At 38.8% G+C, this 9,091-nt stretch carries 9 protein-coding genes and 1 tRNA gene; 4 read left to right on the top strand and 6 right to left on the bottom strand.

The window, feature by feature from the left end; genetic code table 11:
• Positions 1 to 33 precede the first annotated feature (33 nt).
• A complete protein-coding gene (locus NZ519_08945) occupies positions 34 to 156 on the top strand; it encodes a hypothetical protein (GenBank protein MCS7028879.1) in 123 nt (40 codons plus the stop codon).
• A 150-nt stretch (positions 157 to 306) separates the two neighbouring features.
• Positions 307 to 380: transfer RNA gene (locus tag NZ519_08940), tRNA-Ile, on the top strand.
• A 65-nt stretch (positions 381 to 445) separates the two neighbouring features.
• On the opposite strand, the gene NZ519_08935 is transcribed toward NZ519_08940, so the two are convergent.
• Entirely contained in the window at positions 446 to 1,111 is a 666-nt protein-coding gene (locus tag NZ519_08935) for a 4Fe-4S dicluster domain-containing protein (protein MCS7028878.1), read from the bottom strand.
• Between the two features lie 88 nt (positions 1,112 to 1,199).
• Between NZ519_08935 and NZ519_08930 the strand changes: the two genes are divergently transcribed.
• Positions 1,200 to 2,132 (top strand): hypothetical protein, encoded by a 933-nt coding sequence (locus NZ519_08930; GenBank protein MCS7028877.1) that lies wholly within the window; start codon positions 1,200 to 1,202, stop codon positions 2,130 to 2,132.
• Between the two features lie 11 nt (positions 2,133 to 2,143).
• On the opposite strand, the gene NZ519_08925 is transcribed toward NZ519_08930, so the two are convergent.
• The 5 genes from NZ519_08925 to NZ519_08905 all read right to left on the bottom strand — a co-directional run bounded on the left by NZ519_08925 (position 2,144) and on the right by NZ519_08905 (position 8,695).
• Positions 2,144 to 2,287: a hypothetical protein gene (locus NZ519_08925; GenBank protein ID MCS7028876.1), complete on the bottom strand. Its 144-nt coding sequence runs from the start codon at positions 2,285 to 2,287 to the stop codon at positions 2,144 to 2,146.
• Between the two features lie 366 nt (positions 2,288 to 2,653).
• Entirely contained in the window at positions 2,654 to 5,020 is a 2,367-nt protein-coding gene (locus NZ519_08920) for an SBBP repeat-containing protein (protein MCS7028875.1), read from the bottom strand.
• Between the two features lie 92 nt (positions 5,021 to 5,112).
• Positions 5,113 to 6,441, bottom strand: coding sequence for a ribosome biogenesis GTPase Der (gene der, locus NZ519_08915; GenBank protein ID MCS7028874.1), 1,329 nt, complete (start codon positions 6,439 to 6,441; stop codon positions 5,113 to 5,115).
• 50 nt (positions 6,442 to 6,491) lie between these two features.
• On the bottom strand, positions 6,492 to 8,408 hold the full coding sequence (locus NZ519_08910) for a RecQ family ATP-dependent DNA helicase (protein MCS7028873.1): 1,917 nt from the start codon (positions 8,406 to 8,408) through the stop codon (positions 6,492 to 6,494).
• Positions 8,405 to 8,695, bottom strand: a complete 291-nt coding sequence (locus NZ519_08905; GenBank protein ID MCS7028872.1) for a 4a-hydroxytetrahydrobiopterin dehydratase — start codon at positions 8,693 to 8,695, stop codon at positions 8,405 to 8,407. Before NZ519_08905 ends, NZ519_08910 begins: the two co-directional genes overlap by 4 nt.
• Positions 8,696 to 8,755: 60 nt before the next feature.
• Between NZ519_08905 and NZ519_08900 the strand changes: the two genes are divergently transcribed.
• The gene (locus tag NZ519_08900; protein ID MCS7028871.1) at positions 8,756 to 9,070 is read left to right on the top strand and encodes a hypothetical protein; all 315 of its coding nucleotides are present in this window, start codon (positions 8,756 to 8,758) and stop codon (positions 9,068 to 9,070) included.
• Positions 9,071 to 9,091: the final 21 nt, after the last annotated feature.

Raw genomic sequence — 9,091 nt, 5'->3', positions numbered from 1 at the left:
TGAAAACAAGGTAAAACATTCAAAGACCGCTGCGTGAGGGATACGCAGCATGCCGTTAGGCAGTGCGGAGCGTTAGCGCAGCACCGAAGCGATAGCGTAGTGCGCAGTAGCCCGACCCGAGCGCAGCGAGGGACACGCCCAAAAATAAAAATATAAAAAAACCTCTATACATTTTTTACTGTATGCAATAAAAGAATTCTTTTTCCTGTCTATAAAAAATCCTCTTGTTATTTATTCTGATATAAATTTGGATTTTATCAAAAGGTTATCTAATTTTGCAATCCATTTCAAATTAGGCAAGATAGCGGGTTCTTAGCTCAGTCGGTTAGAGCAACGGACTCATAATCCGTAGGTCCAGGGTTCGATCCCCTGAGAACCCACAAAACAAAAAAACCCTTTCTACGTTTTTAGAAAGGGATTTTATTTTATTTTGTTTGCTGTGAAGCTATCGCTTCATAATAGGTTTTTTTCTACCTCCTGGTGCTTGTGTAGTGGGTGTTTCTTGTTTTTTCTCTTCCACTACGGTGGTGCTGCTCTCTGCTTTGACGGCATTTTTATTTTTCTTAGACTCTTCCAATTGTTTTCGTTTTTCTGCGGCTTGCTGCGGGGTCAGATTTCCGAAGTGATAGAGTAAGTTATCTCGGTCATATTCGGCGAAGTCGTATACTTTGGTCATTGTCAAGCATTCTGTGGGGCATGCAGCAGTACATAATCCACAATAGCAGCATTTTGCCATGTCAATGTCATACACAGCAAGCCAAAGTTTTTTCTTTGTGCCATCGGAAGTGGTGCCTAAGTCCTCTACTGCAGAAATAGTTTCGATAGTAATACAATTCACGGGACAATCTCGAGCGCAGGCTTTGCAACCAATACAATCATCAATTTCGTTATGTAGTCTATATCTGCCTGTATCGGGTACAGGAACTTTCTCTTTAGGATAGTGTATAGTTACTAAACCGTCAGGTTGCTTAAAATAATCAGGATTGTCTATTCCCATGGGAACGCGTCTACGCCTAGCACCAATAAAAAAATGGCGTATAGTAGCCCTCATACCACCCAATGTAGTGGATATACCTAATTTTATATCTTGGAAATACTTCTTAGCAGACATACAGAGTTGACTTGTAGAATTGCTACAAATATAGTATAAAAACTTTGTATCTTTCAAAATAGTTCTAAGTTTTTGTTATATTTGCATAATGAGTACCTTTTTAGAACAAGCCCGCCAAGCGGCACAATCCAACCAGTTTGAACAAGCTGTTCAATTTTATACCCAAGCTATTCAAGAAAACGAAAATCCTGCACTCTACTGGGAAAGGGCAGCAGCTTACATTGGATTGCAAAAATTTGAACATGCCCTCTCAGACATGAACACGTATTTCGATAAAAAACCTGATGAAACTAATCCTGAAATGTATCGGCAAAGGGTTATTTTGAGCTACAACTTAAAACAATACGCAATTACTAAAACAGACTTAGAAAAAATCATCGCACTGAATGCCAATAATCCTAATTACAACCCCTCCGAAGATTACTTCTGGCTTGGACAATGCTATCTTTTTCTCAATGACAAGGCAAATGCCCGAGCATACTGGGAAAAATCTAAGGATGAACGTGCTAAACAAGCTCTGGAACTCCTGAATAAAGAACAAGATAAAACGTCAACTACTCAAAATGAGGAATCCTCTAAACAACCCGATATCAAGGGACTTAGTCCCGATGACCCTGCTCATCAAACTGCTAAAAAAAGACTGTTGGCTATTCCAAAAGCATCCTCTAATGCTCCTTATACCCGTACTAACACTTTTTCACTTACTGTTACTACTCCCCCAGATTATGATGCTATTATTACTGCCATAGAAAGTGTAGCGCCTGCGGCTTATTTGTATCTTGATGGTAAAGTCCCAAAGGTTACTCAATATGTTGAGGTAAAACCAAGTCAAGAGAAAATATACAGCATAGAATTATCGGTTTACGGATTGAATATATCTGCCCAATTGGCTACCGAAGGAAACACATTTCAAGTTCATAATCCTCTTGTTTTTACCGTGCAAACCTTACTTACCTTTGAAGCAGAAAACAGAGTCTGTACTTTAATTAGACAACAGTTACAAAGATTAGGTTATCAGTAAAGTAGAACAAGTCAAATAGATAATTCTTTGTAACGTAGATTTATTTTTGGGCGTGTCCCTCGCTGCGCTCGGGTCGGGCTACTGCGCACTACGCTTTCGCTTCGGTGCTGCGCTAACGCTTCGCACTGCCTAACGGCATGCTGCGTATCCCTCACGCATTTAACCCTGGATTTTGAGGCTCTACTTTGTTTTTTTGTTTTTAAGCATCGTTTTGCTTTACCTTGTTTGATACTTATTTTTCAGTTATCTACAAGTTTAAATTGGGCATAAAGGGACTTAATCTTATGGCAAAGTTATCTGCGTGAGGCATGCGGAGGGTGGGCGTTAGCCCAGTGCGTAGCGCAGCGTAGCACCGAAGCGTGAGCGTAGCCCGTAGCACGCCGACCTTGCCCATACAAGCGCAGCGAAGTATGGGCAAGGACACGCCCAAAAAAATTAAAAACTTAATCCCTGCTCATTAAAAATGAAAGCGGTCTTTAATCATAAGACCGCTTTCCTCGCTTGTTTGATTACTACCTATTCTAATTTACTACAAATGATTGTGTTACATTGTGTTTTCTTTCTCTTATCCAATAGTTACCTTTGGGTAAATTGATGCTGATGCTATTTTTACCTTGTGGCAGAACATAAACTGCTAATACCTTTCCTGAAACGTCTGTAATTTCATACTCTTGGGAGGTGTTAGTAAAGTTTTCTATAAATAGCGTATACTCAACAGGATTAGGATACAAGTCAAAGTACTCTCTTGGATTAAGACTTGTGCTATTGATATACGTAGAAGAGATGTTCATTTTTGTTACAAAAATGTCATCCCAACCTGCGTTAGTAGTCTGAAAAGCACCTGTTGTGGTAGGGTAGTTAGTTGAATTTGTAGATCCTGCTAAATATACATGAGAACCATCTACGGCAACGCCGTATGCAAAGTCAGTGCTATCTCCGCCGAGATAGGAAGAGTACATTAAAACTGTACCATTTGAGTTAAGTTTGCTGACAAAGGCATCTTCCGCGTCTTTCTTGGTAGATTGATAAGCACCAGAAGTAATATCATAATCTGTTGAATTGGTAATACCTGCTATGATTACGTTTCCAGCAGCATCAAGAGCTAAGGCAAAAGCCCCGTCATCTCCTGCTCCACCTAAGTAGGTAGAGAAGGCAAGCGTTGCCCCTGATGGATTGAACTTAGTAACAAACACATCATAAGAGCCTCCACTTGTGTTCTGGAATACGCCTGAAGTAACATCATAGTTTGATGATAGTGTATAGCCTGCTATGTATACATTCCCACTGTTATCTACTAATATTCTTTGCGGAATGTCTTCACTGCTACCGCCTATGAAAGTAGAGAAAACAAGTGCCGTACCTGTGGGGTTAATTTTGGTTACGAAACCATCAAATTCGCCCCCAATTGAGGTTTGAAACGCTCCAGAGGTTACGTCAAAGTTGGGGGAACCTGTCCATCCAGTTATATACGCATTACCGCTTGCGTCTATAGCTATGTCTGGAAATACTTCTGCACTATCGCCTCCTATGTAAGTGGAATAGAGTAATGAATTACCTAAGTTGTTTAATTTTGTAACAAACACATCTATCTCACCACCATTTGTTGTTTGAAATGCACCTGGGGAAATGTCATAGTTTGTTGAAGCGGTATGTCCTGTAATGTATACATTACCTGCGTTATCTACGGCTATACCTGTGGCATCTTCGTAATCTCCACCGCCAAGATAAGTAGAGTATAATAAAGCTGTGCCTGTTGGGTTTAATTTAGTAACAAACGCGTCTGTGTAACCATCAAGAGTAGTCTGAAAAGTACTTCCCGTAATGTCGTAGTCTGCTGAAGAAGTACCCCCTACTACATAAACATTTCCGCCATTATCTACAAAAATATCCCTTGCGTAATCATTGTTCGAGCCACCAATGTATGTAGAAAATACTAAAGCTGTCCCAGTGCTATTAAGTTTGGTAACAAAAACGTCTTGACCTCCAGCATTGATGGTCTGGAATGCACCAGGAGTAACGTCATAGTTGGGAGAGTCTGTACTACCAGTAAGGTAAGCATTACCACTATTATCAAGTACCATGTTGAAGCAATATTCTGACTGACTTCCACCGATATAGGTAGAATATACTAATGGGTCAATAATCAAGGTTTTGCTTTTGTCATAACTGCCTAAGGCAATTTGCCATGTGTCTCCGTTCTGTACGAAGCGACTTTCTATTGTCCTATCTCCTTGATAAGTGTGTAAGTCTGCCAAAGCTACTTCTCCAAAACGAGTGGTAAAGCATAGTTGGTTGCCGTTTTTAACATACGCTCTATCTTGACCGCGAAGAGTAAATTGTATTTGTGAAACATCTGCATAAGGATGTACAACAAAGTCATAGCGGAGTTTACCGTTGTCAAAATAATAGCGAAGGTCAATACCGTTATATACATTTTTGACAAGTGCTTCTTTGTACAGACCTACATAAGTGGCATGTTTTGTTTCGTCATTTCCAATAAAGTAGTTGTAGTATTCATACTGTTGTTGTTTGCCTTCGCGTAGTGAGTTAGGATTGTAGTTTTTGAGTTCGAGTAAAACTCTGTGTCCGATAATTTCATTTTCGGGTTTATGTTTGCGCAAAAGCTTGTTAGAATGAATTCTGAAGGGTGAATTTTCTCTACGGCTTTCCACTTTGTAAAAAGTGTAATTCATACCATACTTGGTTACCCAGGCATCTAGCCCGCCCATGCGACATAAATACAACACATCAGGATGCCATTGACCTTTGTTCTCTATAAAGAACAATCGGTCTGATTGGGCTAAGTGATTTTGCATGCTTGCATTTTGCCCAATAGCTAAAATGCAGCCGAAAGCAAAAAGCAAAACCAAAAACTTTTTCGCTTTCATAGGACTGATGAAATTAAAACTTACACAAAATTATGAATATTTGCAGAATTAGTCAACATGCATAATAAAATGTTTCAGCACATTTGCTGATTTTATTTTTTTTTGAAAGCTAGAACCATACTACACCCTACAAATCCATACCGTTCGTGTAGCTTGTTTTGTATGTACCTTTTGTAAGGTTCTTGAATATATTGTGGTAAATTACAAAAGAATAAAAAAGTGGGATTTTTGGCATCATTGACTTGGGTTACATATTTTATTTTGATGGATTTCCCTTTAATAGAAGGAGGGGGATAATGTTCAGTGATCTCTTGCAAAAACTCATTGAGCTCATGAGTAGGAATGTGCTTTCTTTGTTCATGATATACATGCACTGCAGTTTCTAATATTTTGAGAACTCGTTGCTTAGTAACCGCAGAGGTATATAGAATAGGAATATGCGATAGCGGTAAAATTTTTTGCTCAATATGTTTTGTATAGTGGATGTGAGTATTTGCATTTTTTTCAGGATATAAATCCCACTTATTAACTGCAATTACTTTACCTTTTCGGTTTTTATCAATCAGGTCAAGAATGTGTAAATCTTGTGCTTCTAATCCTTGTGTGGCGTCTAACACTAAAACTGCAACATCGCATTCTTGAATAGCTTTTATAGTTCGAACAGTGGAATAAAATTCTATGTTTTCTTTTACTTTTGCCCTTTTACGAAGTCCTGCGGTATCTACCAAAATGACATCATATCCAAAAGCAGTATAGTGTGTATCTATACTATCGCGCGTGGTGCCCGCTATGGGCGTAACAATGCTTCTGTTTTCTCCCAACAACGTGTTGACCAAAGAAGATTTTCCAACATTAGGGCGCCCTACAAAGGCAATTCGTGGAGTATTTTCTTCTGGAACTTGGGTATGCTCTTTGGGTAAAAGTTGAGTAATTCTATCTAAAAGCTCGCCTGTCCCACTTCCACTAATAGCAGAAATATTAAATATCTCATCGGTCAGATTAAGGGCGTAGAACTCTGCGGCGTGTGCTTGTAAGTGGTAATTATCTACTTTATTGGCAACTAAGAGTACTTTACGTTTTTGTTTGCGGACAATATCTGCAAAAAGCTCATCTAAGGGGGTTAAACCTTCTCGGGCATCTACAACAAAGAGCAGTATTTCTGCTTCTTGCATAGCAATTTCCACTTGTTCAGCAATAGCTTTTTCAAAAATGTCTTCGGATTGGGGTACATATCCACCTGTGTCTATAACAGTAAAAGTTTTACCGTTCCATATTACTGTTCCGTAGTGTCTATCTCTGGTTATGCCGCTAACATCTGCTACGATGGCTTCTCTTTTCTCAATCAATCTATTAAATAAAGTGGATTTACCTACGTTAGGTCTACCTATAATAGCCACTACATTACTGGATTTAGTCGGCATAGCAGGCAAAGCTACGAACTTTATCTATTTTATTGTGCATAACTCTGCTTTTACAAGGTTACTTTTAGGTCAGGTAACAACTTTACTTCTTGATTATCTATCAAATAACGTAGTACCTGCTCTCTTTGCTGCGGATTACCTGTTGTAACAGTTTTAAGTATTTCTTCATAAAAAATAGGCCGCTGTGATACTAAAAGCATAATTTCTAACTTGATTTTATCAAATATATCCTGATTGAGGGTTTTTTTATGTCTACCTACACATATATCGCACTTGCCACAAGGCTTAGTATTTTTTTCACCAAAGTATTGGGAGATATATTCCATTCGGCACAATGTAGTGTTTTGAACGTAGTTGAGCATAGCTTCTAATTTTTCAAAATACCATTTTTTACGATTTTGATAACTTTCGGCATTGATAGTGAAATCTTGCGGTGGAACGCGGGGCAACAACCATTTGAGCAAGGGCTTGTCTGTAGCTCTTATGTACTCTATTATGTTAAGCTTTTGCAGCTCGTTAAGCTGTAAATACACTGTTTCTAAACTTAGCTTAGAGAGCTGGGCTATTTTTCGCTCTTCAATTATTTGTTGTCTACCTTCTAGCGCGGTTCCGCCTAACAATCTAAATAGCGTTTTAAGTAAAGCGTCATATTTAGGATGGTGTATCATGAAAGCATAAATGTCTTCTAATGTATGTAAGAAAGCAACTTTTGAGTAAATCAATTCCTTTTCTACGTAACTAAAATAGCCTTCAGCTTCTAACTGCTTAATAATTTCGTAAAGTACAGGAACAGTATATTGACTAAACTTTTGCGTAATGGCTTCAATATCTAAAATAACTTGTTCGTTTGGGGGATATTCGTGGTAAGGAACTTGGTAGAATACATTTATATCTTGATAAGCTTGTTTAATTGTTGCCACATCAGGAAACCGAGAAGCAAGCCATTTTTTGAGAACATCTATATCATTGTTACGATATAAGATAACGGCGTAAGAAATAAGTCCATCGCGCCCTGCCCGCCCTGCTTCTTGATAATAAGCTTCCATATCCGAAGGAGGAGAATAATGTATAACGTATCGCACATCAGGTTTGTCTATGCCCATACCAAAGGCATTTGTGGCTACAATAATTTTCTTTTCTCCCTTTATCCATTCTTGTTGAGTTTTTTCTCTTTGGGCTACAGACAAACCTGCGTGGTAATACGTTACAGATAAATTTGCATCTTTAAGCATTTTGAATACCTCTTCTACTTCTTTTCGCGTGCGCCCATAAACAATTCCCGTTCCCCTTATTTTCTGAATAATTTCTAACATTTTATCCAATTTGTTATCTTCTTGCAGTACTACGTATCGCAAATTTTCTCGAGCAAAACTTTTTTGAAAATGCTTATAATTTGGTTTGAAAAGTAATTTTTCAATAATATCCTGTTGTACTTTTGGGGTAGCAGATGCGGTCAGGGCAATGACAGGAGTGTAGGGAAAATAAGGGCGAATACTTGCAATTTTGAGATAAGATGGTCTAAAATCATAGCCCCAATGGCTAATACAATGGGCTTCATCTACTGCAATTACAGATACAGGTAAGTATTTTAACTTCTCAATAAACTTTGCGCTCTGCAAACGTTCGGGCGAACAGTATAAGAACCGATACTTTCCCTCTTGACATTCTCTCAAAATAGTGTCTATTTCTATTTGAGTTAAGCCACTGTGAATAGCTGTGGCAGGAATATTTCTTCGTAGCAGTTGCTCTACTTGGTCTTGAATAAGCGCAATTAACGGGCTTATGACTAAACCTATGCCCTCCAAGCATAATATTGGCACTTGGTAGCAGATAGACTTTCCTCCGCCTGTCGGTAAAATAGCCAAAGTGTCGTATTTTTCTAAAACTGATTGTACAATTTCAGCTTGTAAAGGTCTAAATGCATCATACTTCCAATACTGTTGTAAAATAGATAGTGGATTTTTCATAGTGTGCGATAAACACTTTCCAAATAGTGCGCAAGCTGAATATCCAAAGTACTGATGCCCTGTATATCATGCGTATATAGCACTACTTGAACCTTATTGTACACGTTCTTCCATTCAGGGTGATGATTGAGAAGGTCTATAAAATGGCTTGCTTTTGAAATAAATTGTATGGCGTTTAGAAAACTATCAAATACAAACTCTTTTTCAATGGCAGGAATAGTAGAGTTGTATACCCAACCAGGTAAACAACGTAAGCAGGTTAAAACTTCTTGCTCGCTTAAACGCATGTAGACCATTTCCAAAGATAGCTAAATTAGCTGTATTTTGTATTGTCATTTGCGGCAATTATGGACGTAAATAATCTTTTTTGTTTGTATGGATTATTTTTTGGGCGTGCCCTTGTGGGCAAAAGCCCACAAGGTCGGCGTGCTACGGGCTACGCTTTCGCTTCGGTGCTGCGCTTCGCTACGCACTGGGCTAACGCCCACCCTCCGCATGCCTCACGCAAAGGATCTCTGAATCCATCGTTTCTATGTTTCATATACCAAGTTTTAGCTTGTAAGGAATTGTACTTCAAGCTTAAACAAGGTAAAGACATAACTATAAAGGTCATCTGCGTGAGGGGCATGGAGCATGCCCGTCAGGGCAGTACGAAGCGTTAGCGAAGTACCGAAGCGAAGCGC

It is taken from the genome of Bacteroidia bacterium (assembly GCA_025056095.1).
GTDB lineage: Bacteria > Bacteroidota > Bacteroidia > JANWVE01 > JANWVE01 > JANWVE01.
The sequence above is the reverse complement of the archived record's forward strand: the minus strand, read 5'-3'. Positions and strand labels throughout refer to the sequence as shown.

Coding starts and splice junctions, on each gene's coding strand:
- NZ519_08935 (MCS7028878.1), bottom strand. CDS start 1,111: ATGTCTGCTAAGAAGTATTTCCAAGATATAAAATTAGGTATATCCACT.
- NZ519_08930 (MCS7028877.1), top strand. CDS start 1,200: ATGAGTACCTTTTTAGAACAAGCCCGCCAAGCGGCACAATCCAACCAG.
- NZ519_08920 (MCS7028875.1), bottom strand. CDS start 5,020: ATGAAAGCGAAAAAGTTTTTGGTTTTGCTTTTTGCTTTCGGCTGCATT.
- der (MCS7028874.1), bottom strand. CDS start 6,441: ATGCCGACTAAATCCAGTAATGTAGTGGCTATTATAGGTAGACCTAAC.
- NZ519_08910 (MCS7028873.1), bottom strand. CDS start 8,408: ATGAAAAATCCACTATCTATTTTACAACAGTATTGGAAGTATGATGCA.
- NZ519_08905 (MCS7028872.1), bottom strand. CDS start 8,695: ATGCGTTTAAGCGAGCAAGAAGTTTTAACCTGCTTACGTTGTTTACCT.
- NZ519_08900 (MCS7028871.1), top strand. CDS start 8,756: ATGGACGTAAATAATCTTTTTTGTTTGTATGGATTATTTTTTGGGCGT.